Origin of the sequence: Novosphingobium sp. 63-713 (genome assembly GCF_001898925.1) — a bacterium.
Taxonomy (GTDB): domain Bacteria; phylum Pseudomonadota; class Alphaproteobacteria; order Sphingomonadales; family Sphingomonadaceae; genus Novosphingobium.
Map to the genome: position 1 here is coordinate 1 of NZ_MKVS01000001.1, position 23,400 is coordinate 23,400.

27 protein-coding genes and 1 pseudogene are annotated in these 23,400 nt (G+C 58.5%); 24 read left to right on the forward strand and 4 right to left on the reverse strand.

Annotated elements, in window-relative coordinates; translation table 11 throughout:
- Positions 1-277: 277 nt before the first annotated feature.
- Positions 278-727, forward strand: a complete 450-nt coding sequence (locus BGP00_RS00005) for a DUF736 domain-containing protein (RefSeq protein ID WP_292687670.1) — start codon at positions 278-280, stop codon at positions 725-727.
- 23 nt (positions 728-750) lie between these two features.
- On the opposite strand, the gene BGP00_RS00010 is transcribed toward BGP00_RS00005, so the two are convergent.
- Complete coding sequence (locus BGP00_RS00010) at positions 751-1,035, reverse strand: helix-turn-helix transcriptional regulator (protein WP_292687668.1); 285 nt, start codon at positions 1,033-1,035, stop codon at positions 751-753.
- A 158-nt stretch (positions 1,036-1,193) separates the two neighbouring features.
- Between BGP00_RS00010 and BGP00_RS00015 the strand changes: the two genes are divergently transcribed.
- The 3 genes from BGP00_RS00015 (at position 1,194) to BGP00_RS00025 (ending at position 2,618) form a co-directional block, all read left to right on the forward strand.
- The gene (locus BGP00_RS00015) at positions 1,194-1,376 is read left to right on the forward strand and encodes a hypothetical protein (protein WP_292687666.1); all 183 of its coding nucleotides are present in this window, start codon (positions 1,194-1,196) and stop codon (positions 1,374-1,376) included.
- A 531-nt stretch (positions 1,377-1,907) separates the two neighbouring features.
- Entirely contained in the window at positions 1,908-2,237 is a 330-nt protein-coding gene (locus BGP00_RS00020) for a single-stranded DNA-binding protein (RefSeq protein WP_292687664.1), read from the forward strand.
- A 51-nt stretch (positions 2,238-2,288) separates the two neighbouring features.
- The gene (locus BGP00_RS00025) at positions 2,289-2,618 is read left to right on the forward strand and encodes a hypothetical protein (RefSeq protein ID WP_292687662.1); all 330 of its coding nucleotides are present in this window, start codon (positions 2,289-2,291) and stop codon (positions 2,616-2,618) included.
- Between the two features lie 67 nt (positions 2,619-2,685).
- On the opposite strand, the gene BGP00_RS00030 is transcribed toward BGP00_RS00025, so the two are convergent.
- Positions 2,686-3,369: an NYN domain-containing protein gene (locus BGP00_RS00030; protein ID WP_292687660.1), complete on the reverse strand. Its 684-nt coding sequence runs from the start codon at positions 3,367-3,369 to the stop codon at positions 2,686-2,688.
- 630 nt (positions 3,370-3,999) lie between these two features.
- On the opposite strand from BGP00_RS00030, the gene BGP00_RS00035 reads away from it, so the two are divergent.
- A complete protein-coding gene (locus BGP00_RS00035) occupies positions 4,000-4,959 on the forward strand; it encodes a DUF2493 domain-containing protein (RefSeq protein WP_292687672.1) in 960 nt (319 codons plus the stop codon).
- Positions 4,960-5,088: 129 nt separating this feature from the next.
- On the opposite strand, the gene BGP00_RS00040 is transcribed toward BGP00_RS00035, so the two are convergent.
- Entirely contained in the window at positions 5,089-5,478 is a 390-nt protein-coding gene (locus BGP00_RS00040) for a type II toxin-antitoxin system VapC family toxin (protein WP_292687658.1), read from the reverse strand.
- Positions 5,465-5,737, reverse strand: coding sequence for an AbrB family transcriptional regulator (locus BGP00_RS00045; RefSeq protein ID WP_292687656.1), 273 nt, complete (start codon positions 5,735-5,737; stop codon positions 5,465-5,467). The genes BGP00_RS00040 and BGP00_RS00045 overlap by 14 nt, the downstream gene beginning before the upstream one ends.
- A gap of 299 nt (positions 5,738-6,036) precedes the next feature.
- On the opposite strand from BGP00_RS00045, the gene BGP00_RS00050 reads away from it, so the two are divergent.
- From BGP00_RS00050 to BGP00_RS00140, 19 genes and pseudogenes are all read left to right on the forward strand, one after another.
- A complete protein-coding gene (locus BGP00_RS00050) occupies positions 6,037-6,291 on the forward strand; it encodes an antitoxin (protein ID WP_292687654.1) in 255 nt (84 codons plus the stop codon).
- Positions 6,288-6,605 (forward strand): type II toxin-antitoxin system RelE/ParE family toxin, encoded by a 318-nt coding sequence (locus BGP00_RS00055; protein WP_292687652.1) that lies wholly within the window; start codon positions 6,288-6,290, stop codon positions 6,603-6,605. Before BGP00_RS00050 ends, BGP00_RS00055 begins: the two co-directional genes overlap by 4 nt.
- 100 nt (positions 6,606-6,705) lie before the next feature.
- Positions 6,706-7,287 (forward strand): hypothetical protein, encoded by a 582-nt coding sequence (locus BGP00_RS00060; RefSeq protein WP_292687650.1) that lies wholly within the window; start codon positions 6,706-6,708, stop codon positions 7,285-7,287.
- Positions 7,253-7,690, forward strand: coding sequence for a plasmid pRiA4b ORF-3 family protein (locus BGP00_RS00065; protein WP_292687648.1), 438 nt, complete (start codon positions 7,253-7,255; stop codon positions 7,688-7,690). The genes BGP00_RS00060 and BGP00_RS00065 overlap by 35 nt, the downstream gene beginning before the upstream one ends.
- 149 nt (positions 7,691-7,839) lie before the next feature.
- On the forward strand, positions 7,840-9,354 hold the full coding sequence (locus tag BGP00_RS00070) for a hypothetical protein (RefSeq protein ID WP_292687646.1): 1,515 nt from the start codon (positions 7,840-7,842) through the stop codon (positions 9,352-9,354).
- A gap of 106 nt (positions 9,355-9,460) precedes the next feature.
- A complete protein-coding gene (locus BGP00_RS00075) occupies positions 9,461-12,091 on the forward strand; it encodes a TonB-dependent receptor (RefSeq protein WP_366522357.1) in 2,631 nt (876 codons plus the stop codon).
- 222 nt (positions 12,092-12,313) lie between these two features.
- The gene (locus BGP00_RS00080; protein ID WP_292687643.1) at positions 12,314-12,913 is read left to right on the forward strand and encodes a lytic transglycosylase domain-containing protein; all 600 of its coding nucleotides are present in this window, start codon (positions 12,314-12,316) and stop codon (positions 12,911-12,913) included.
- A 3-nt stretch (positions 12,914-12,916) separates the two neighbouring features.
- On the forward strand, positions 12,917-13,219 hold the full coding sequence (locus BGP00_RS00085) for a TrbC/VirB2 family protein (protein WP_292687641.1): 303 nt from the start codon (positions 12,917-12,919) through the stop codon (positions 13,217-13,219).
- Positions 13,220-13,225: 6 nt separating this feature from the next.
- On the forward strand, positions 13,226-13,507 hold the full coding sequence (locus BGP00_RS00090) for a VirB3 family type IV secretion system protein (protein WP_292687639.1): 282 nt from the start codon (positions 13,226-13,228) through the stop codon (positions 13,505-13,507).
- A 13-nt stretch (positions 13,508-13,520) separates the two neighbouring features.
- A complete protein-coding gene (locus BGP00_RS00095; RefSeq protein ID WP_292687637.1) occupies positions 13,521-15,932 on the forward strand; it encodes a VirB4 family type IV secretion/conjugal transfer ATPase in 2,412 nt (803 codons plus the stop codon).
- Entirely contained in the window at positions 15,929-17,155 is a 1,227-nt protein-coding gene (locus BGP00_RS00100) for a type IV secretion system protein (RefSeq protein WP_292687635.1), read from the forward strand. The genes BGP00_RS00095 and BGP00_RS00100 overlap by 4 nt, the downstream gene beginning before the upstream one ends.
- A complete protein-coding gene (locus tag BGP00_RS00105) occupies positions 17,152-18,129 on the forward strand; it encodes a TrbG/VirB9 family P-type conjugative transfer protein (protein WP_292687633.1) in 978 nt (325 codons plus the stop codon). Before BGP00_RS00100 ends, BGP00_RS00105 begins: the two co-directional genes overlap by 4 nt.
- Before the next feature lie 200 nt (positions 18,130-18,329).
- Positions 18,330-19,232 (forward strand): TrbI/VirB10 family protein, encoded by a 903-nt coding sequence (locus tag BGP00_RS00110; RefSeq protein ID WP_366522358.1) that lies wholly within the window; start codon positions 18,330-18,332, stop codon positions 19,230-19,232.
- Positions 19,229-20,197 (forward strand): P-type DNA transfer ATPase VirB11, encoded by a 969-nt coding sequence (gene virB11, locus BGP00_RS00115; protein ID WP_292687629.1) that lies wholly within the window; start codon positions 19,229-19,231, stop codon positions 20,195-20,197. The genes BGP00_RS00110 and virB11 overlap by 4 nt, the downstream gene beginning before the upstream one ends.
- Before the next feature lie 155 nt (positions 20,198-20,352).
- Positions 20,353-20,877, forward strand: coding sequence for a helix-turn-helix domain-containing protein (locus tag BGP00_RS00120; protein WP_292687627.1), 525 nt, complete (start codon positions 20,353-20,355; stop codon positions 20,875-20,877).
- A 119-nt stretch (positions 20,878-20,996) separates the two neighbouring features.
- Positions 20,997-21,308 (forward strand): annotated as a pseudogene (locus BGP00_RS00125) (WYL domain-containing protein); the annotation flags it as partial.
- Between the two features lie 61 nt (positions 21,309-21,369).
- Positions 21,370-21,813, forward strand: coding sequence for a transposase (locus BGP00_RS00130; protein WP_292687625.1), 444 nt, complete (start codon positions 21,370-21,372; stop codon positions 21,811-21,813).
- Entirely contained in the window at positions 21,810-22,163 is a 354-nt protein-coding gene (gene tnpB, locus BGP00_RS00135; protein ID WP_054132008.1) for an IS66 family insertion sequence element accessory protein TnpB, read from the forward strand. The genes BGP00_RS00130 and tnpB overlap by 4 nt, the downstream gene beginning before the upstream one ends.
- Positions 22,164-22,229: 66 nt before the next feature.
- A partial coding sequence (locus BGP00_RS00140; protein WP_292925671.1) for an IS66 family transposase occupies positions 22,230-23,400 on the forward strand: 1,171 nt, incomplete at its 3' end.

Below are 23,400 nucleotides of genomic sequence, written 5' to 3' on the forward strand. Positions count from 1 at the left end.
GCTCCGCTTTGGTGGATCTTTGACAATCACACCGTGAGGTGTCGCGTAGCGCGACTCAATTCCCTCTTGGAGCGCCGTCCACACCATCTGCGGCGCCTTGGCGTTGTGCGGGGCGCTGGCCTTGCTCGGCTCCGGCAGCGGGGCTGCGGGGCGGCCACCGGGCGGGGGAGAGCTGAGGGGAATGAGGATGGGTGTCTGGGGCCAAGGGGCCAAAGACATGAACCAACCTTCGGCACCCAGGACGCAAGAGGGTGTCGGGCCAGAGGAGAATACGGCCATGAATATCGGTGAACTCAAGCTCAACGGCGCTGGCGTTTACATGGGCAAGATCCAGACCGCCACGCTCGACCTCGTGGTGGGCCTGCGCCCGGTCAATTCCAGCAATGCCGCCGCCCCCAAGTATGACGTGATGGTCCGCGCCAAAAATGGCCAGTTCATCCCTGTTGGTGGCCTGTGGGAGAAGACTGCGACCAACGGTGGCGGCACCTTCCTTCAGGGCCAGATCGATGATCCCAGCTTTGAAGCCCCGCTGTCGATCGCGCTTTTCGCGCAGGCCGATGGCGCGCTCAACATCGCCTGGTCGCGTCCGCGTCGTCGGGCAGAGGCTGGTTTCGCCGATACCGCCGCAATGGGGGCGGCCAACGATGGCTTCGGCGCTGGTGAGGATGATCGCCGCGAGGCATCGCCCTTCGGCGATCTCGAGCCGGGTCTTGCCAAGGCGGCCTGACGCCAACCTCCAGAATGCTTGCACTATGGGCGGCCCGTCTCGCGACGGGTCGCCTTTTTTCGTTCAATGCTGGCCGGAGTCTTCGAGGGGAAGGTCTGCTGTTTATCGTCCGGTGTTGGTGGCGGTTGCAGCAATTCCGATGCTTCGATGCCCAGTCCCTTGGCCAAGCGATCAACGACCTCGATGCTGGCGGCATATTGCTGGCGCTCGATGGAACTGATGTAGGTGCGGTCAATGTCAGCGCGATGCGCAAGCTCTTCCTGCGACAAGCCAGCGGCATGCCTAAGCCTGCGCAGATTGATCGCCAATGTCTCCCGAATTTCCATGCCCCGGAAAGGCCACGGTTGATGAGTATTTCACCACGGAGTATTCTCTACAAAACTTACCTCGGATTGACGTTTCGCAATGCGATCGTTGGCAATTTCATGCTCCCTGCCGTGGGGCAACAAAGAGTGGAACTGAACAAATGACTGGGGTCTCAAACCCGCTTAAACCCACCGAGTATCAGGCAATCAAGACAACCTTGGTCGAGGTGAAGGGACGGCTCACGCAAGCCGGGGACCTGCTGGCGGCCATGCATATCGATCATGCGCTGCAATGTCTTGATCCCGAAAACCCGCTCCACCAGCAGGCCGCCGCTCAGGCCTGAACTCTCAGCGATCAGCCGACCCGGCTGTTGTGGCGCGCCCGCTCCCTCGTCGAATGGGCGCAGCATCGCCGGTGACAATCAGTCGCCCCCGTGCGGTGGCGGGCGATCGCTAGCCGCGGACCACGCCGCTGCCGGAAAGCTGCGGGTCATAGCCAAGCCATGCTCCGGACCTCTTGCCTGGCGACCACGAAACGGCGGCATAGGAACGAGTGCGGGCCAGCAGGCCCTTGGCAGCGCCAAGCAAGGCACCTGATTTCAGAGCAGCCGACAGCCAAGCACAACCTTGGCCACACATCTCCGGACAATCTGACCGGCAAGCCATCCCGCCAGAGAAGGGATGAACACTACGCCCGCGCGGGACCGCCGCAACCTCCATTTGTCGACCGAGTTCTTCGCTGCGCTCAGGCCCGCACCACTCGAAAAATGGAGGTTCCCCTACGCTGCGCTCCGGTGCGGCGGCCCCTCAATCGCGGGCTGCGCTTCAGTTCATCCCGGCGGGAAAGGCTCGCCGGTAAGATCTGGAGACATCCCATGAACAAGGTTTTCCTGTCCGGCCGCATTACCTCCGACATCAGCCGCTTCGGCACCGACAGCAAGGGCGGCGTCAGCTTCACCCTCGTCACCAGCAGGCCGGTCATCAAGGACGGCCAGGTCCAGAAGGGCGAGGATGGCTACGCAGAAACCTACGACCAGTTCCACACCGTCAAGGCCTTCAACGGCCTCGGCAAGTCGATCGCCAACCACAAGAAGAAGGGCGACAAGCTGATCGTCACCGGCGAGATCCGCTACACCAAGAACGAGAAGGACGGGCGGACCTACTACAACACCGAGATCGTCGCTGACGAAATCGAGTTCATCTGACCCAGACGGGCGGCCTCAAGAGGCCGCCCTTTCTCTTTCGGGAGCAAGCCCATGTTTTACACCTCGGCCTTCGATGAATTCGCCTGCGTCCCCTGCGGCATCACCGTCACCAACCCCGCTATGGTCGCCCGTATCCGCGCCCAAGCCGTGACCTTGAGCGATTACGAGATCGCCGCCCACTTGGGCAACGCCATCGCCTCTTCGACCGACGCCGCCCACGCCCTTTCCTGGGAACAGAGCCAGCTTGGCGAAGCCAGCGCCGAGACGCTGGTCGACGCCGAATATTTCGAGGAACTGGTCGCCGCCTGGAGCCTGATCGCCAGCGAGCGCGGCATCGATAGCCTCGATGGGCTGCTCATCGATGTGGTGGCGGTGCATTGAGTGGCGAACTGGTAGCGCCAATCGGCGCTGCCAGCGGACCGCTAAGAGACAAATTCCACTTTGCCGATTACCAAGCGACCGGCTTGTGAACCGAGCCGCTGTTCGTGGCGACTGGATCTAAGAATTGCGATGAGGCCAACAAGTGTGTTCGCGGTTCGACCTTAAAGTCGGCAAGTCGCTTGAGCTCAACGCTCCCTTTCGGGCGAGGTGGAGCGAGGCCAATGGTCAATCCGCAGTCAGCTTTGGCCATACGAATGGGCGTCAACAGGTCGGAATCATTGGAAATGATCACGGCGCATTGACAGGCCGAGCGGTAAGCATCGCGCAAAAGATAAGCGGCAAGATTGACATCCGAGCCTTTTTCTTCGGTCTTGTGGACCCAGGCCTTGTCCAGCGCCCCCGTTACTGGATCAGTCTTCAAAACCGGCTGTCCGCCAGCTTTCATATACCTCCCAGTGGCTGGATCCGTTGCAACCACCACTTGGCTTACAACGGAGCTCATGAAGGTTCCTAAATGAACTTCAACACGAGGAAGGGTCGCCAAGGCATTGAGATAGGCCTGCTGGCGCACTGGTTGATCGGGATCTTGGGGGCGGGCATCGACTTTGGCCGTGAAATAATATATCTTCTTCACAGTATTTTTCGGGAGCAACTGGTCACAGAAACGCTCCAGATCAAGCCACTTGAACGCTGTACCCTTCAACAAGCCATAATAAAGGTTGAAGCCGTCGATGTAGACGTGTGTGTCCAAAGGGCTGTCCCGAAAAGAGCAACGGCGGGCTTACGCCCGCCGTGCGCCCGGCAACCGAAGCTGCCGGGGGAGTAGTGACGATGAGATAGGCTTGCTGGCAGAATTTTTCAATCGCTTTCTTTCTGATCAGCAGGATCATGAGATTGGAGCACCTGCCCGCCGAGGCGGTCACCGCGCTCTATTCCGCCCAAAACCCTGACGGGCTCCGGGCTCCACCGAGCCCCATGCGGGTCTCGGCCATTCGGGTGACGATCGACTGGCGCGGGGCGCTTGGGGCACCGTAGCGTACCCTTGAAACCAACAATCTCTCTCTCGTAGTCCTATCATGGCAAGCTGGCCGGGCGCTTGTGCAAGGATGCTTAGGTCCCCCCCAATTTTGCGGCGGGCCAGCCCACCACAAAATCGGCTCCCCCACGCCCCGCTTGCGCGGCGTCAACCGGGGTCCGTGCGCGCTTTGTGTTCGCATCGCTGATGCCAAAAACCGGTTCCCACTTTTTGGCGCAATGCTCCGGCGCTCCCGGCTTCCCGGCCAACGTCCCTGACAAGCTGGTCCAGCTCGCCCCCTTTGCCTCCCGTCATCACGAGGATGACGAAATAAGCCTTTTGGCAAGAAACCTTCTGGAGGTCACCATGACGCAAGCATTCGCCAACATTGAAGCCCTCTCTGCCCTCTACCGTGAGCAGATCGAAGTCCCCGGCTTTGACACCGCCTTCACCGAGCAGGGCAGCATGGCGCAACTCTCGGTCCACGACGAACCCGAAGCCACCGACATGCCCGATCCGCAGGCCGCGCGCGGCGCGATGGAAATGGTGATCGGCACCGTCTTTGACCTCTTCCGAGGCACCCGCATGGAGGAATTCGGGCGGGACATCGTCTGGGGCATCGTCAACAGCTTCCACGTCACCTCCCAGCGCATCGAGAAGCGCGAAGACGAAGCCACCAAGAAGCTCGGCGACATGGCCCGCGCCTTTGACCCTTCGGAAATCTACGCCGTCGAACTGGAAGAGACGCAGCGCATTGCCCAGACGCTGATGGACTGCCGCGAGGCGATGGAAGCCATGCGTGACTATGCCGGCGAGATCTACCGCGTCGAAACGGGGCGTCCATTCTCGACCGTGAAAGGCACCCGCGTGTCCTCCGGCCTGACCGCCAGCCAGATCGACGCCCGCGACTTCCTCGCCGCCCGCGCAGCCAAGCGCCGCGAAGACCACGCTCCCACTGGCGCGGTGGTCATCTTCTCCGGCGGCACCGACTGGCATGACCACGAACTCCTGTGGCAGGCGCTCGACGAAACCCACGCCCGCGTGCCCCACATGGTCCTGGCCACCACCGCCCAGCACAAGGGCTGCGATCAGATCGCCCACGCCTGGGCCGCCGCGCGCGGCGTCAAGACCGTCCGCTTCACCCTCAACCGGGCACTGGGCAAGCGCGCAGGCTTCGTCCGCAACGAGCAACTGATGAACCTCAAGCCGGTCCACGCCATCATCTGCGAAGGCTCGGGACTCCAGTCCAACCTCTTGAGCCGCGTGCGTGAGGCGAACCTGCCCCACCACGCCTTCGCCCAGCGTCACCAGCGCATCGCTGCCTGACGTTTCGCCAGTAATTCGGGGGAGGGCGCCGCATCCGCGGCGTCCTCCTTCTGTTTTTCCGATGGCAGGAGGCACGCGGACGTAGGGGTGGGACAAGCCCACCCCATGCCGCGCACCTGTTGGTTCCTGTTAGGGAATGGTCACCGGAATGGTCGCCAGCGCTTTGGCCCGCTTGGCAAACTTCTGGTCGAAGGTCACCAAGTCGCGGCAATGGCTGGAACGCGCCAAATACAGCGCATCAGCGAAATCCATCCCACCTTCCAGCCAATCGAGCGCTGTCGCCAGTTGCACGGGCGCTTCGACTGTTACGCCGGGCAGCCCCGCCATACCTCGAAATGCCGCGACAATCTGCTGAGGCTGGAATTTGTATCCGGCGCGTAGCACCCATTCCGCCTCGAGCAGCACGGTCACCCCTAGAAAGATGTCTCCGGCTTCAACGACACGGCGAGCCGCCTCAGCCTGCTCGGCATCATCGGCGGTCAGCAGTCTGACGACGATGTTGGTATCAATCGCGCGCACGGCGCTTGGCTTCCACGTCAATCACTGTGTTCATATCCTCGATCGACAAGGATGGTCCGTTCGGCCGCAGAGATCCGAACACGGCGTCCATATCGGTGGCAGCAAAGGCCGGCATGGACTTCAGGAGCACGCCTTCGGGCCTCTCCTCGACAATCAGTCTGGTCCCGGCAGGCCAATGCCGTTGGTCACGGATCGCCTTGGGCAGAATAACCTGTCCTTTGGTCGACACCGTGGTCGTCACCCGTTCCTGAATGCTCATCGCCTGCTCCACTGGTAAGACAAAAGTAAGATAATCTCTGCTTGGACTTTGCACAACTGTTTTGCGAGGGGCACCAGATTACCGCAACCGAGATGCAAATTTTTCGCGTTCGGCAGTTATGACCTCGCTTATCTATGTCGGCGTTCAAGCAGGCGGGGTTGCGCCCCCGAATGTGGTGAAGCTCGCTGTGGTAGCGCTGCTGGCGGGATACACGCTTTTTGGGGCAGCAGATTTCGGGCTCTGGCCACAAACCCACATTTGCGGTAATGATGGTTTGTTGTAATCACCAAGAGGTCGACATGAGCCGCCTGACCATCGACATTACCAGCCAGCAGCACCAAAGCCTGAAGGCACTGGCCGCCCTTCAAGGTAAGACGATCAAGCAATATGCGCTCGAACGCCTGTTCCCCGCTGATGCCAGCGGCGATCAGGCTTGGCGCGAATTGCAGGTGCTGCTGGGCGAACGCATCGAGCAGGGCTTGGCTGGACAGAACTCGGCGCGGAGCATCAGTGCCATCGTTGACGAGGAATTGGGCGCGGGCCAAGCCTCTTGAGCCACGCCTATGTTCTGACTGCGGCGGCCGAGGCTGATGTCCGGTCGATCATCCGTTACGCGCGCCAGCAATGGGGCGAGGCGCAAGTCCGCGCCTATATGGCCAAGCTCGAGCAAGGCATCGCGGGTCTCGCCCAGGGCTTGGGTTCCCATCGAGATATGAGCGATATGCACCCCGGCTTACGGATGGCCCGCATTGAGCATCACTATGTTTTCTGCCTTCTCCGTGACAATGATTCACCACTGATTGTCGCCATCCTGCACGAGCGGATGGATCTCATTCAGCGGCTCGGCGACCGGTTGTCCTTGGACTGAACTGCCGTGATCTCAGCGCCTGTTGGCAACTGGACCGTGCACAGGAACCCGGTGATCGGCAGACATCCCCACCGTGCTCACTCGACATCAGGCAACGATAGTGGCGCGGCGCGTCATCGCTCATGCCCGTGTCGGTCATGATCCTGCCACGATCCGCGAGCGCATCCGCAGCGCGCCGCGCGTGGATGATTTCCTGAAGGAATATTGGCAAAAATGCGCGCCGACTTGGAAACAGTCGACGCGCACCACCGCCACCGATTACCGCCGTTGCCATATCGATGGGGCGTTCAAGGACATCTATGTCGACAGCCTGACCAAGGCAGACGTTGCCAAATGGTTTGCAGCCCTGACTGACAATGCCGGGCCGGGCGCGGCCAACCGCTGCATGGACATCCTGCGCGCCACGCTCAACAAGGCGGAGGCTTGGGGCTATCGCGTTGAGAACACCAACCCCTGTTATGCTGTGCGCTGCAATCGCAAGGTGATGCGCACGAGACATTTGTCCGTGGCAGAGATGGCCCGTTTGGGCGCTGAGCTGGCGGATATGCGCGACCATTCCGATCAGAGCCTGCGCTCGCAGGCGGCGGCGATCACGCTGCTGCTGCTGACCGGGTGCCGTCGCGGTGAAATCCTCTCGCTGAAATGGGGTGACCTTCGGCCACACGGGCTTCGGTACCCCTGATCCGTCCTATGGCTTTGATGGCCCACTTGATGCCCGCAAAACGACCTTGGCTCAGGCACTTGAGGGCATGTGGGGCAAGACCTTCCGTTACCTCTATGACTTTGGCGATGCGTGGGAGCACAGCGTCAAAATCCAAGGCATCGCCCCTGCCGATCCCAATATCGGCTATCCACGCCTGCTCGACGCCACCGTCATGCAGCCACCAGAGGATTCAGGCGGGCCTTGGGGTTACGCCGAGAAACTCGAAGCGCTCGCAGATCCGGCCCATGAGTATCACGAAGAGGCTCTTGATGCCCTAGGCGACGACCATGATCCCAATGCCCAGCCCAACATCGATATGATCCACGCCAGCTTTGCCGCACTGGCAAAGAAATGGGCGCCGCGTACACGAAAGGCCAATTAGGCCGCGTCAACACCGCATTCCGTCGGCGCTTACGGACTTGTGGCACCGATCAGCGTGCTGGGACGATCTGTCAAAAAAGTGTCAACCAACGTAGCTAGGGCGGATCCCAGAATTGAGCAACCGACTCCACGGCCTCAGGGGGAATCACTATGAAGTCCGTTCCTTATTATACGATCAGCTGTTTTGCTTTGCTGGCGCTCGCTGGCTGTGGCGCCAATGACATCGCTTCGCCTGGTGAGGGCACTTTGGTCGGCGGGACCGCCACGGCGACTGCTACGGCAACAGCTACCGCCACTTCGGGCACAGTCACGGCTGCTGCAAGCTGCCCTACGCGCCTGACTGATGCTGGGACCATCAGTAATTCGAATGGTTCCTATCGTGTGTGCCAGTTACCGAGCACAATTGATAGCGATCTGGCTTTGGCCAAAATGACGGGCGTGATTTATTCGCTTTCCGGTCGCGTGAATGTTGGTACTGACAAAGGTGGTTCGAGCACCGGGAACAATGTGACGCTGACAATCGATCCGGGTGTCGTGGTCTTTGGTTCTAATGGTCTTGACTATCTCGTGGTTAATCGCGGCAACCGTATCAATGCGGTTGGCACAGCCAGTTCGCCGATCATCTTCACCTCGCGTGCCAACGTACTCGGAACTGCTACGGACACCAGCAGTGGTCAGTGGGGCGGTGTGGTTCTTTTGGGTCGCGCGCCTATCAGCGACTGTTTGACAGGTGAATCGGCGGGCGGCTTCGCGTCGTGCGAGCGTATCCTTGAAGGCACATCGGATGTGCGCTTTGGAGGCGCTACCGCAGCCGACAATAGCGGTACCATGCAATATGTGCAGATTCGTTATTCCGGTTTTGAACTGGCTGCTGGTAGCGAACTGCAGGGCTTGACGCTGGGCGGCACCGGTTCCGGTACGACATTGAGCCACATTCAGGTGCATAACAGCTCGGATGACGGCATCGAAGTCTTCGGTGGCCGCACCAACATGAAGAATCTTGTTATCACGGGTGCGGAAGATGACAGCTTTGATACAGACGTTGGTTACAAGGGCTTCGTTCAGTATCTGATTGCGGTCCAGCGTTCGACGGGTGATCGCCTGCTGGAAATCGACTCTGCCAACTCCAACGTGAACTATACGCCGCGTCAGAATGTGCGCCTGGCCAACTTCACGCTGGTGGGCAATGGCAACACCGTTCCTGCTGTGACGTTGCATGGCGGTGCTGACTACAGCTTCTTTAACGGCGTGATCACCGGCAAGACCAACTGCCTTGACGTTGACGGTGCGGCTACGGTTCAGGCTGCCGACACCACGTTGGACGAGGCTGGCGCTCCTGTGTTCCACTCGGTTCACATGTCCTGCGCCACGTCTTTCGTGAACGACACCGACGTGACCGCAACCGAAATTCAGACCTTGTTTAACGCAGGCACGAACAACACCGCTGGTGGTACCTCGACCTTGGCTTCGGTGTTTGTGAATGGTGCCAATGAAACCGCCGTTGCGGCCTACAGCCTGTTGACCAGCATCAGCAGCTATTTCACATCGACTGCCTATATTGGCGCGGTGCGCAATTCGTCGGATACTTGGTATCGTGGTTGGACTTGCGACTCTTCCTTTGCGAGCTTCGGTTCGGGTAGCGCTTGCACCAGCCTGCCCGCCTAACCACCGCCATGACGATGGGGCAGCGGGCTTTTGAGCCTGCTGCCCTTTTGCGCGCCTGATAGTATAAGGAAAAACCATGGCTCACCGCCTCCCGCTTGGAGGGCTCTTGCTGCTCTCCACCGCCTTGTCCTCTCCCGCTCTTGCGCAAAATGCGCAACCAGCCCAACCCGCCGAAGCGCCGACCGAGGAAAAGGTCGAAGTGTCGATGTCGGGCGCCAGCCTCGCACCGGAAATTGTGGTGCGCGGGCGGTCTGTTTCCAACCCTGCTCGTGCCACGCCGCAGGTTGTGGCTGTGCTTTCCACGGCCGATATTGCCCGCGCTGGTGATGGCGATGTGGCTGGAGCCCTGACCCGCGTAACCGGCCTCAGTGTGGTGGGCGGCGGCTTTGTTTATGTACGTGGTCTTGGTGACCGCTACTCAATGGCTTTGCTCAACGGCTCCCCTCTTCCCTCGCCAGAACCGCTCAAGCGTGTGGTTCCGTTAGACATGTTCCCCACCAATGTGGTGGCGAGCGTAGTGGTTCAGAAGAGCTTTTCGCCCAATTACCCGGGCGAGTTTGGCGGTGGCGTGATTAATCTCACCACCAAGGCGATTCCGGAAAAGCCGTATTTCGAAGTGGGCTTTTCAACTTCGGGCGATACTTTTACCACGGGTAAGGTGGGCTATACCCATTATGGCAGCAAGTGGGATTGGACCGGCGCTAATTGGGGCGCGCGCGATGTGCCTAAGCTTTTGCAATCGGCCTTGACCAGCGGGAGCTTGATCACCCCAGGTGCCAATTTCTCGTCCGCCCAATTGCAGGCTCTGGGTATGGGGCTCAATAATTCGGCCACCTCGGTTGTGCAGCGCAACAGCAGCTTGCCGGTCAACATGGCGGGTGACATCAACTGGGGGACCGTATTTGACGTGGGCGAAACCCGCCTCGGCGTTATCGCCACCATGAGCTATTCCAATAGCTGGCATACGCGCGAGGCGACCCAGCAATTCTCTGGCGGCGCCAAACTGAACCCTGATGTGTCCTATACCGCAGTTCGTAGCGACAACCAGATCGTGCTGAATGGCATGTTGGGGGTTGGCGCGGAATTTGGCCGCCACAAGGTTCGTATCACCAACCTGATTATCCGCGATACACTGAAGCTTTCCAAGCTGGCCAAGGGCTACGATGCCCTGTCCGATAGCGCGGAAAACTCTGTGATGAAGCAGGAAACAGCTTGGTATGAAAAGCAGCTGATCAATTCGCAAGCTGTGGCTGAATTGCGTTTTGGTGATGTCAGTCTGGACCTGCGTGGCTCAGCTGCAAGCTCGTCACGTAAGGCGCCGTATGAACGCAGCTTTAGTTATGCTTATGACAAGACTGTCGGCGATTACATTAATGACCTGCGGTCGGTGAACCAAAGTGCGCGTATTTCCTTCAGCGATCTTTCGGAGAAGGTTTATTCTGGGGCGATCGATCTGGCGTGGAAGGTCCCTTCGGCTACCCCGCTATCCTTGTCTGCCGGTTATGCCTATAGCGACACGAAGCGTAATTCCAGCCGTCGTGATTTCCGCTTTTTGCCTGACGGGTCGCTCAACTCCGCTGCAGCCCAGATGCGGCCGGACTATTTGCTGTCGGATTACAGCATTCAAACCAATAATATCTTCCTGACAGAAACTTCGGGTCAGGCCGGTGCCGCCGCGTTCGAAGCTGGCCTTCGCGTGCATGGCGCCTATGCACAGGCTGAGGTGCAGGCTTTGGACACCGTGCGCATCAATGGCGGTGTGCGCTTTGAAAAGGGCGAGCAGTACGTTCAGCCGTTGAACTTGTTCAACTCCACTGACCTGACGTTCTTGACGCCCACCCGTATCAACAAATCCTACTGGTTGCCGGCGCTAACGGTGACTTGGAATGTGACGGACAAGGTTCAATGGCGTGTGGCCGGCTCCAAGACCGTTGCGCGTCCGCAATTCCGTGAATTGGCCCGTCAGGTCTATCAGGATACGGATTCGGATCGTCAATTTTTCGGCAATCCCTTCCTGAAAGACAGTGTGCTCTATAACGCTGAAACACGCCTGGAATATTACATGCCTCGTGGGCAGCGTATGTCGGCGGCCGGTTTCTACAAGCGTATTGACAATCCTATTGAAACCTTTGCCTTCATTCCTTCGGGTTCTTTGGTGGCAAGCTTTGCCAATGCACCCAAGGCTCAATTGTATGGCGTTGAACTGGATGCCGTGCGCAACATCTCGCTGGAAAGCTTGGGGCAGGCATTTTCTGCGCGCAAGCTGGTTGTTTCGGCCAATTACACCTATTCGAAGTCAAAAATTCAAGTGGGTGCTGCTGAAACGATCATTCTTCCGTTCGGCGTGAATGGCGAAGTGGCGCAGGCGACCGCCTATTTCCGCAACGGTGCCCGGATGACCGGTCAGTCTGATCATCTGGTCAACCTGCAACTGGGCGTGGAGAGCTCTGATAAGCTTTCGCAGCAGACTCTGATGCTCACCTATGCCAGCGATCGTGTGACCAATCGCGGTCCGTTGGGGCAGGTGGATATTATGGAACGTCCTGGCGTGAAGCTAGACTTTGTTGCGCGCGAGGAAGTTCGGATCGCTCGTTTGCCGGTCAAGCTCAAGTTTGAAGCCCGCAATATTCTTGGTACGGCCCACCAAGAATACCAGAATGATGGCTCCAAGCGGATTGACATCAACACCTATAAGCTGGGTACCAGCTTCTCATTGGGCGCAAACATCGCTTTTTAACGCGGAAGGATCAGCCGATCCTCTCCTTGATTGGTTACAAGGCATGGGACGCGTAGGTTTGGCCTGCGCGTCCTTTTTTGTCATATAAGTTGTCACATTTTTTGGGGACGACAGATGCTTGTGGCAGATCAGACCGCTATGTAGTGGCTTTGGCGCGTATGGCACCGGCACTTTGTCACGCGCTTGTCATTTTGCAGAGGCAAGGGTTGAACAGGAGATATCATGATTCCGTCACACTTGCCCCTATCCATCCATCTGCTGCTGATTTGGGCCTTGTTTGCGCCCCAGTCCGCATGGGCGGATGTGTTGCAAGTAGATGGGGGGGCTTCGCGTTGGGTGGTGGGAGCGCCCGCTTATGCGCGTCAACCCGAAGCAAAGCCCAGTTCAGCCGATCATCAGGCCGAAACCGTCGACTATGGCAGCAGCAGGTTGGCTCCCGAAACGTGGAAAGGGTATTTGTCCGCAATAGCTGCCCGCTACAATTTGGACCCAGCTTTGCTGGAGGCGTTGGTTTGGCAGGAGAGTCGTTGGCGCACCAATGCCATTTCACCAGTCGGGGCCAGGGGTTTGACCCAATTGATGCCTGCTACGGCGCGGCAAATGGGCGTTGATGCGAATGATCCGATTTCCAACCTCGAAGGCGGTGCGCGTTATTTGCGGTTACAACTCAATGCGTTCAATGGCGATCTTGTCAAGGCGCTTGCTGCTTATAATGCAGGACCTAAGCGTGTGCAGGATGCAGGTGGCGTTCCGCGGATCAGGGAAACACAAGAATATGTTGCGTCCATTCTCGGACGTTTGACCGTTACGCTCGGGAGGTAAATTATGTCTTATGTCCGTAAACTGGCCTTGGCACTGGTGGTGGCTATGCCGCAAACCGCCTTGGCGCAGGCTGCCGATCCGCGCGGTTCTGGCCCGATTGTGGCGGCCTTGGGCTGGTTGCAGGGCACACTGCTGGGCAATGTCGCCACGGCGGTTGCCGTAATGGCGGTGGCAGCGGTGGGCTTCATGATGCTGACTGGGCGCATGAATTGGCGCTTTGGTGCGACTGTGATCATTGGCTGCTTTATCCTTTTTGGGGCTAGCGCCATCGTTTCCGGCATTCAGTCTGCCGCGGCAGGCGGATAGACATTTATGAGTCTGATCCGCCATCCTGTGCATAGGGCACTGACCCGCCCGCAGATGTTTGCGGGCGTCACTTACAGCTTTTTTATCATTAATGCCGCCGTTACCACGGAAATTTTCTTGATTACCAAGAGTTTTCTCTCATTGGGTGCGGCCTTGTTGGTGCATGGGGTGGGTTATCTTGCTTGCTTGCGTGAACCGCGTGTGTTCGACCTTTGGCTGACAAAAGTCAGCCGCTGCGCCCGTATTCCTAATTGGAAGCGTTGGGGCTGCAATAGCTATTGGCCTTGAAGGAATGTCGATAATGGCCAAACTTCCTGGTGCCCCTATGGCGGGCGCGGCCCGTTGGTTGCGTAAGGAAAGCGCCGCAGGTGAACGCTTGCCTTACTATCGTATGCTGGACGACAATGTCGTTTTGTTGCGCGATGGTTCGGTAATGCTATCATTGTTGGTTCCTGGCTTTTGCTTCGAAACGGCCGATAGTGAGGAGCTAAACGCTCATGCCGCAACCCGCGAGCTCCTTTTGCGCAGCGCGCTGGATGCAAGGTTGGTACTGTATCATCATGTTATCCGGCGCAAAGTACAGGTGCGGCTTGGTCAGCGCTCAGATGATCCTTTTGCGGCCCATCTGGACGCCCGCTGGGGCGAGAAGCAGGCTGGTGGGTCGATGTTTGTCAACGACCAATTTATCACTTTGCTGCGCAGGCCGGCGCGCGGCAAAGCGGGCTGGGCGGAACGCATTTCGCGTGGATTGCGTGGTCTTGGCAAGCCAGAGCCTGAGGCCAATCTATCTGATGTACGCGCATTGCGGAGTGCTGCCAACGGGATGATCGCCACTTTAGCGCCCTATGGCGCCCGGCTTTTGGGGGATTACAAGGGGCGCACCGGCACCTGTAACGAAGTCTTGGAACTGCTCTCCGCTCTCTATAATGGCGAGATGCGTCCGGTCCGTCGTCCGTCACCAGATACGGATATAGGCGGCATGATACCTTATCGGCGGCTGAGTTTCGGCATGGATGCGATCGAAACACGCGGTGCTGGCTCGGCTGCATTTTCCGCCATGGTGAGCCTGAAGGACTACCCCGACGGCACATCGCCGGGTATGATGGACGCCTTGTTGCGCCTCCCTTTGGAAATGGTGTTGAGCGAGAGTTACGCGCCGTCAGACCGACAGGTGGCGCGCGAACGCATTGATCTGGCAATCCGCCGCCTGCGATCGGCTGATGAAGAGGCCATGGCCGAGCGCGCGGAAATGCAGCGCGCGCGCGATGGGCTGGGTCTGGGCGCGGTTGGTTTTGGCGATCATCATCTGAGCATTCTGGTGCGGACGGATACACTGGCCGCGCTGGATGATGCGACGGCAACTTGTGCAGCGGCCTTGACCGATGTGGGGGCCATCGCTGTGATGGAGGACGTTAATCTTGAACCGGCCTTTTGGGGTCAGTTTCCGGGCAACGAAGCCTATCTCGTTCGTCGTTCGCTGATCTCCAGCGCCAATATGGCCTGTTTTGCTTCCTTGCATGGCTTTTCCATGGGGCAGGCACAGGGTAATCATTGGGGCGAGGCGGTCAGCTTGCTGCAAACCACCAGCGCCACACCTTTCTTTTTCAATTTTCACCACGGCGATCTGGGCAATTTCACCATTATCGGGCCTTCCGGCTCGGGCAAAACTGTCGTGCTGAATTTCCTTGCGGCGCAAGCTCAAAAATTCAATCCGCGGACCATCCTGTTCGACAAGGATCGCGGTGCCGAGATTTTTGTTCGTGCGATTGGTGGCCGCTATAGCCGGATTTCTGCTGGCGAACCTTCCGGTTTCAACCCACTAGCCTTGTCGGACACGCCCGAAAATCGTGCTTTCCTGCGCGATTGGCTGGGCGTGTTGCTGGACGTGAACGGACCGGAGGAGCTAGCGACAATTTCAGCAGCCGTGGATGCGGCCTATGCTAATGATCCAACCTTGCGACGTCTTTCCCATTTCCGCGAATTGCTGGCTGGAACCCGCCGTCCGCAACCGGGCGATCTTGCCAGCAGGTTGGATGCGTGGATCGCACATGGCCCCCATGGCGCGGGGGAACATGCATGGCTGTTCGACAACAGTGTTGACAGATTAGACATGGAAGCCCGCACGCTGGGCTTTGATATGACCGCTCTGCTGGAATCGCCACGTTTGCGAACGCCGGTAATGATGTATCTGTTCCACCGGATCGAAGAGCGTCTGGATGGCAAGCCGACGATGATTTTGATTGACGAGGGCTGGAAGGCGCTCGATGATGAGGTGTTTGCCGCGCGCATCCGCGACTGGCTCAAAACCTTGCGCAAGCGTAATGCGCTAGTGGGTTTCGCGACACAGAGCGCGAGAGACGCGCTGGATAGCAAGATCAGCACCGCGCTAGTTGAGCAAACCGCAACCATGATGTTTATGCCCAACGCCCGCGCAAGAGCCGAAGATTATTGCGAAGGCTTTGGTCTGACCGAGCATGAATTGGATCTGATCCGCAGTTTGCCTGCCCACAGCCGCTGTTTCCTGATCCGCCAGCCTAATGCCTCGGTAGTCGTGCGCCTTGATATGTCGGGGATCCCTGAAGCGATTACGGTTTTGTCGGGCCGTGAATCCAGCGTGCGCAAACTTGACAATTTGCGCGCCGAATTGGGCGATGAACCTTCCGCCTGGTATCCGGCGCTTACCAACCAGCCTTGGCCGGTGCCCGCGCCATGAGCGCCTGCGATGCCTTGGTGGACAATGCCTCGCAAGGTGTGAGCGTGGCCTTGCGCGCGGTAGATTGCATGGCCAACGAGACCGCCGCCAGCACATTTGCACGATTGTTTGGCGGTCAAGGGGCTTTGCTGCCCGCTCTTACCATTCTGCTTACGCTGTATATTGTTATATTCGCCATTGGCCTGCTGACCGGGCGCAGTTCCATCAGCCTTTCATCACTGACCCCGCGCATGCTGACTTTGGGGTTGGTGCTGACTTTCGCCACCAGTTGGGCCGCTTATCAGAGCGTTGTATGGAATCTCGCCACTGGTGCGCCGGACGAATTGGCTGGTGTTTTGCTGGGCGCCAAGGGCTCTGCCACGCAAGTGTTTGGTGACAGGATCGATCTGGTGATGGGGGCGATTGCGGACGCAGCATCGCAAGGGCAGCAAGGGGCAGGACAAAGCCAGGCCGCCGAAGGCGCGGCGCAGCAGGCCGTAGCAGCGCAGGCCAGCACATTTTCGCCGCGTAACCTATTGTGGCTGTCCGACATGATCTTATTGCTGGGTACAGTTGGCGTTTTGTTGACCGCGCGCATCGCTTTGGCCGTTTTGTTGGCTATCGGGCCTGCCTTTATTGTGTTGGCGCTATTCAATGGCACGCGTGGTCTGTTTGTTGGCTGGGTGCGCGGCTTGGTGATGATGGCTCTCGTGCCGCTGTTCGTCGTGGTGGGGGGGGCTATTACCCTTCAGCTAACCCTACCTTTGATTGCCCGCCTGACACCCGCCCAAGGCATTGATGGCAGAGTGGCTTTGGGTCTGTTCCTGATTGCCTCCGTTCACGCCGCCTTGATGAGCCTGGCGATGAAAGTAACCGGCGCTATGGTATCGGGTTGGCAGGTATTTGGTATGGCTAGACGTGTGGGCCAAGGGCTTAATCGTCAATCCGATGCTGCTTCGGCCACAATGCCCGCTTTGATAGCGCAGAATGCGCCGCAATCCGCCTACGCAAATACCAATGCTGGGCATGCATCTAGTCGTATGGCGGCAATCGCTGCGATACCTGTCATGATGGAATCTGGTGCCAGTGAGCCAGCGTCGATGCCCGAGCGCAGGCTGGTTATTCAAAACAGCACTAATGCAGCAGAGCCTGTTCGCAGCACGCCCAACGCGGGCGAGCGCACAAGGGGTGTCGGTAGCGCTTTTCGCTCGCCAACCTCCCCGTCTTCGGAGATTATGCGATGAAGCCCCCGTTCTTTGTTTCATCCGGTATCGTGCTTGCCGCTTTGGTGGCCCCCACCTTGGTGCTTGGGGCGCAAGATGCAGCAACCCGCGCCGATGGTGCTAATAATCTGCCAGCAGCCCCCTCGTCGAATGGTGCGCCCAACAATGCGGTTCCGGCTGTGCCTCCCGCTCCTGCGCCACAGGCAGTTGCGCCAGAACCCGTTCCGGCCTCGCACAACCGTCTGCCCGTGCCAAAGGGCGACCGCCCCACCGATCCGCGCCTACAGTTTCGCCATTATGACCCTCATCGTATCATCCGCATGGATGGCCGCGCCAATGTCCAAGCCAGCATTGTGTTCGATGAGGATGAGCGTATCGAGAATGTTGCCGTGGGCGATGCCAACAGTTGGCAGGTAACGCCCAGCAAACGCGCCAATCTGCTTTTTGTGAAACCATTGGATTTGCGGGCGCGCACCAATATGACAGTGGTTACCGATCAGCGGACTTACTTGTTCGATTTGGTTGCAGGCACGGGCGCTACGCCGGTCTATATGTTGCGCTTCATTTACCCAGAGCCCAAATTGCCTAAGGCAGAGCCGTCGATGATGAGCGAAGCGGAGGTTCAGGCGCTTACATTGAAGGCTGTTCCCGAGATTGCCAAGCCCAATTTTGGCTGGACGCAAAAAGGCAGTTCCGCGCTTTTCCCGGTGCGCCTGTATGATCTGGCGGGCAGCACCTATCTGGCATGGGCGCCGACCCGCCCCATCCCCGCAATTTTGACGCGCGACAGCAAAGGTGCCGAAGGTTTGGTCAATTACGCGGTCCAGAATGGAGAGATCGTGATGGACACGGTTCCCTCAGAGATCATTCTCCGCCTAGGTCGGGATAAAGCGGTTCTGACGCGTAACAACTTGCCCAGTTCGCCCGTGTTGCCAGAACCCCTGAAAGATGCCGGCAGCTTGCCCCATGGGCAGGCTGGCAAGGAAGGTATGTAACCATGTCCGTGTCCTTTCGGGAAAAGACGGCGGGAAGCGATCAGAATGATCAGGATCCGCGCGGGCAGCGAGTCGAGGTCGATCTGGCAACACGGTCTGTCTTGCCCGAGGTTGTTGGCAGAAAGCCAGCCTCTGATGCTGTAGGTGTGGCCGTGGGGGTGCTTGGTGTCGCATTATTGGGTGGAATAACACTATGGGCGATGAGCGGAGCCCGACAGGCGCAGCCAGCGACAGTGGCCGCGCCTGTGACCAGCCCCGCACCTGCGGCATTACCAACGCCCGCGCCGATAACCCCACCGACAGTGCCGCCGCAAGCTATCACCGATGTGCCACCACCCGCGCCACCACCCGCACCAAATCCTGTAGTACAAGGTAGCCCGGCACCTGCTAACCATTACGCATCACCCACCGTCGTTTATGATGCAACAGCGCCATCATCGATTGGTGGTCCTGTTGCTGGCGGCCAAGTGGCATTAGGGCCTGCCGCACCGACGGGGGGGGACGACTTTACCCGCCGGATAGGAGGCGTGGGGGGAGGGCCGGCAACTGCGACTGCCAGCTTCAACCCGACAACAACCATTGCGCAAGGCACGATGATTCCGGCCGTACTGGAAACAGCAATCAATACCGATTTGCCGGGTTATGTGCGCGCTGTAGTGAGCGCCGATATCCGCTCGTTTGACGGAAAAGCGGTACTGGTGCCGAGGTCCTCGCGCTTGGTCGGTGAATATAAGAGCGGATTGCAGGCCGGTCAAAAACGTGCCTATGTTATATGGACAAGGCTGATCCGCCCAGACGGCATTTCTGTCGCCTTGAATTCTCCCGCGGTCACCTTTTCGGGCGAAACAGGTTTGGCCGGTCGAGTGAATTCCCATTTCTTCGAGCGATTTGGTTCGGCGATGCTCCTCTCTGTCGTGGGCAATTTGGGTAATATCATTGGCAACAATTCATCTACCATCGTGCTTGGCGGCGGTCAGTCGGCCGCGGCAGCCGCAATCGGACAGACAGGGCAGATCGCTCCTACGGTAAAGGTCAGACAAGGCTTGCCCATCCGAGTATTCACTGCGCGTGATCTGGATTTTTCTAAGGCACCTTTGCCATGATCGATCCTGCGATTCCACCGCAAAGTGTCTATTTGGATGCCTATTTGCGGCCATTCCGTCCTTGGCTTGATCGTGACTCAGTGACCGAGATTATGGTCAATCGTCCAGGCGAGGTGTGGGTTGAAGATTCCGAGAACGGGGGCATGCAGCAGTATTCGCTTCCGGAAGTTGATGCAAACCTCCTTCAGCGACTTGCCGAGCAGGTTGCCCGTGTTAGCCACCAGGCTATTAACCGGGAGCACCCATTGCTTTCTGCAACTCTGCCCGATGGTGCACGTATCCAGCTTTGCGGACCACCGGCTACCCGCGCACACTGGGCTCTAGCTATTCGTCGCCATCGGTTGCTGGATCTTACCCTCGATGACTATGATCGAGGCGCGGTAAAGCTCAAAAAGCCAGTGGTTGCGCCTGAACCAGTTTCTCACCCTATTGCGTTTCTTCGCCATGCCATTGCGCACCGGCAAACAATTCTCATTTCTGGCGGGACGTCAACGGGGAAGACGACGTTTCTCAACGCCATGATGCGCGAGATTCCAAGGCAAGAGCGTGTTGTGTTGGTCGAGGACACCCCGGAGTTGCAGTTTCCCGGTAGCAACAGTGTTGGCCTGATAGCCGTAAAAGGTGAACTGGGTGAGGCGCGTGTGACAGCAAATGAGTTGCTGCAAGCTGCTTTGCGATTGCGCCCGGATAGGATTGTGCTTGGCGAATTGCGAGGGACCGAGACAATAAGTTTCTTGCGTGCTGTCAACACCGGTCATCCTGGGTCGTTTTCAACTGTCCATGCTAACAGCCCCCGGGGCGCGCTGGACCAGATTGCCTTGATGGCGATGCAGGCAGGGATCGGCTTGAGTCGTTCGGAAACCTTGGAATATTCTTCGACAGTAATAGATGTCGTTGTCCAATTGGATAGAATCGATGGGAGGCGGGGAGTTGCCGAGGTTTCACGCTCGTCCGAATTAATTTGAGCTCTGCATACCATCCATTTTCTACAGGTGCTGCTGTGTCGGAAAAAATATTGGATGTGTTCACGAATTCGACGGTATTCGGTCGGGATACAATCTGGTTTCAAGATTATGAGTTACGTATTTGCAATTGTGCAGATGCAGCATGTTTTTCCAAGATGTTCGGTAAAATCTGGATCATTTGGAATTCTGCGGTGCAGGGTGATGTTGAAAATATCAATAGTATTATACGCGACCACCCAATCGGCCGGAATGGTCATTTGACCGTTGTAGGGAGGGCAGAAGCAAGTGCCCCTGATAATATACCCTGTGTGCCAAGTCGGGATTTAATGCTTAAGCATTTTGAAAAGTTGTTAGGTTGTGGAATAAATATAGGATACAGTTATATAACTAATATAGAAAAAATATCTATAGATTCTTTGCGGTATAAAATATACTTTGATGGAGTCGACGTAAGGCTAGGGTTGGCCGAGTTTCGCCTTGCTCGATATCTTATTGGCAATGCTAATCGCTTGGTCACTTTTTCCGAGCTGCAATACCTTCTTTATGCTTCTGGATCGTCGCAAAAAAAGATGGCTGTTCAGAAACAGATTTCACGCTTGCGTGAAGCATTATCGACTGCTGGTGCATCAAACCTAATCCGCACAGTGCGAGGTGAAGGCTACGTAATTGATATTATTTGAGTGCCTGACTCGAAAGATCACCAAGTATAGCAATACCTTGCGGTTCTGCGGGTGAGCATTCGGATGGAGGCGATTGTGGCCCATGCGGTGGACGAGGCGATGGTTGCCCGCCGGACGAATGGGATCTCGATGCTTGGTTGGCCGATAGTTTCGGTATCTGGCGCGAGAGCGGTCACGACATTATGATGCGTGTTCGGCCCGATGCCGTCGAACGCGCAAGAGCTTGGCGCTTCCATCCACGCCAGCAATTGGAAGAGGACGGCGATGAATTACTGGTGCGCTTCCACTCTGGGGGCCTGTTGGAACTGGCCATTCATTTGTTGGCGTGGGCAGGCGATCTGGTGATTGAGGAGCCGGTTGCGCTGAAGGAAATCGTGGCCCGCCGCCTTGTAGAAGGTAAGCGTCCGGCCTCAGTCGTGTTGCCAGGTTGATGGGCCATCGCGATGAGGCGGCCTTACGCAGTGTCCATTCGCACTGCGTAAGGAGAGTGCGTTGGACAGGGTTGAGATTATCACCGGTGTGGAACGTCGGCGCCGGTATTCGGATGAGGAGCGCGCAGCGGTTCTGGCGATGTGCGACGAGCCCAAGGCCACGATCGTGGGCGTGGCCAAGCGACTGGGTATGTCGCCAGGGCTGATCCATGGCTGGCGGCGGATGCGCCGGGAGGCGGAGAAGCTTTCGAGCGAACCGCTGCAGTTCATCGCCTATGGCTCGGTTGCCGAACCGTCAGGCCAAGCGCTTGCCCCTACGTCGATGGCACCACCGCCAGCGCCGATCCAGCACGCAGCCGTTGAAGAACTGACCCGCCCGCATCCCGGTGCCCGGCCGGGCGCGATTGACGTCGATCTGCCCAGCGGCATTCGCCTATCGGTGGATAGCTACGTCAACGAGAAAGCACTGGCTCGGGTGCTGCGCGCCTTGCGGGATGTAGCATGATCTCGCTGGCGCCGGGCACTAAGGTCTATCTGGCGAGCAAGCCGGTCAGCATGCGGCTCGGCTTTGACGGGCTTGCCGCGCTGGTGCGCCCCTTGTTCGCGGTCGAGCCCTATGGCGGCCATGTCTTCCTGTTTCGCAGCAAGAGCGGCAATTACCTGAAGGCATTGCACTGGGATGGCAGCGGGCTTTGCCTGTTCGCAAAGCGTTTGGAACGCAGCCGTTTCGTGTGGCCGCCCTTGATCGAAGGCGGCGTTGTGCTGACCCCGGCCCAGTTCGCCTTGCTAATCGAGGCGATGGATTGGCGGCGCACGGTGGCACCCGAACCACCACGCACACCGGCCCAACTCTGAAGCGATAATTGGCGCAATTCCGGGCTTTTCGCTTGGGTGGAAGGGCAGATTCTGCTAGCGGGGAGCGTGTCTCCCGACGATCTCGAACTGCCTGTTGATCCAGCAGAATTGCGCGCTTTTGCGGCTGCCATGCTGGCGCGTGCGGTGGCTTCGGAACAGGCGCTGGCCGCCGAGCGGACCGCCCATGACGAGACCCGCGAGAGGCTGGAAGCGGCCCAGAATTCGATAAAGCTGACGGCGCTGCAGATTGAGAAGTTCAAGGTTCAGCTGGCCCGCCTGCGGCGCATGAAGTTCGGCCAATCCTCCGAGCGCCTTGCGGCAGAGGCCGATCAGCTTGAACTGACGCTGGAAGACCTTGAGGCCGAGCATGCCCATGCCGAGTGCCTCGTCGAAGGCCGCGTGCCCAATGATGCGCCCGCAACGGCCGCCCCACGCAAGCCGCGCCGCGCGCCACTGCCCGACCATCTTCCCCGTGATGAGATCATGCACCCCGCGCCAGATATTGACGGCTGCTCGGCCTGTGGCGGCACGATGGGCAAACTCGGCGAGGACGTGACCGAGGTGCTGGAATATGTCCCCGGTCGCTTCCGCGTTACCCGGCATGTGCGCCCCAAGCTATCCTGCAATCGCTGTGATGCCATCAGCCAGGCACCGGCCCCAGGGCTTCCCGTGCCGCGTGGTCGCGCTGGGCCTGGCCTGCTCGCCCACGTCATCGTCTCCAAGTTCGCCGACCACCTCCCTTTGTATCGTCAGTCGCAGATTTACGCCCGCGAAGGCGTGGAGATCAGCCGCTCGACGATGGCCGACTGGCTGGGGCAGGCAAGCTGGCTGCTGCAACCGCTGGTCGACAGGATTGCCGATCACGTCATGGCCAGTGTCAAACTTCATGCCGATGATACGCCCGTTCCGGTGCTGGCGCCGGGGACCGGCAAGACGGCCACCGGCAGGCTGTGGGTCTATCTGCGCGACAACCGACGATGGGACACATCGGATAGACCGGCAGCACTGTTCCGCTACAGCCATGATCGCAAGGGTGAGCGGCCGCGCGAGCACCTCAAGACATTCGCGGGTTTCCTGCAGGCCGATGCCTATGCCGGGTTCGAGCGGCTTTATGCGCCGGACCGCGAGCCCGGGCAGATTGTGCCTGTCGCCTGCTGGGCACATTATCCAGAGCATGGTTTTATCTGGGGTATTTTGGGATATAATCCTTGGGTGCCGGAGATTTCGGCGCATTGGG